At 56.5% G+C, this 757-nt stretch carries 1 protein-coding gene; it reads left to right on the forward strand.

The window, feature by feature from the left end:
• Positions 1-298 precede the first annotated feature (298 nt).
• The coding region (locus tag IVA82_RS12110) for a site-specific integrase (protein ID WP_247493309.1) at positions 299-757 on the forward strand (459 nt) is incomplete at its 3' end.

Here is a 757-nt window from a genome sequence, read left to right on the forward strand (position 1 = left end):
GAATTATGCGCAGTTCGCCAGCCGGAAGTTGTCCGAGAATCCGACGGTTAAAGCCTCCTGCCTCAGCAATCTGCGCATAATCACGAGGTGCACATAATCGCGATTGGACGAAGCCGCTCCGCGGCAGAACACTCGGCAAGAGTGGCCCATCTTCGGATGAAGGAATGCGGCTGAAGCAACTGTAACTGCTTTGGCGTGCCATGGTGAGACGTAATTTGCAGCGTTCATAGGCTTGGCTTCGAGCAAGATGGCGTTACTGCCCTCGGGCAGTTTTCGTTTTTTTGCCAAGGAGCCTTCAATGACCCCGCTTCGGTTACGCATGATAAACGACATGCAGATCCGCAACCTGTCACCGCATACGCAGGATTCCTATCTGCTGCAGGTTTCGCAGTTCGCCCGCCATTTTGCGAAGTCGCCGGCTTTGCTTGGGCCGGAAGATGTCCGCGCCTACCAAGTCTATCTGACGAACGAGAAGAAGTTGGCGCCGAAGTCGATCCACGTGACCGTCTCAGCGCTCCGTTTCTTGTACCGTGTCACGCTCGGCTTCGAATGGGATTTCGACCTCATCATTCCGTGTCCAAAGGCGCCCAAGACACTCGCCGTCATCCTCAGCCCCGAAGAGGTGCTGCACTTCCTCGGCTGCGTGGAGAGCCTCAAGCATCAAGTGATCCTGACAACATGCTACGCCGCCGGTCTGCGCATTTCCGAAGCGGTACGCCTAAAGCCGGGAGCCATCGACCGACAGCGGATGGTGCTA

Origin of the sequence: Bradyrhizobium sp. 142, from assembly GCF_023074015.1 — a bacterium.
GTDB lineage: Bacteria > Pseudomonadota > Alphaproteobacteria > Rhizobiales > Xanthobacteraceae > Bradyrhizobium.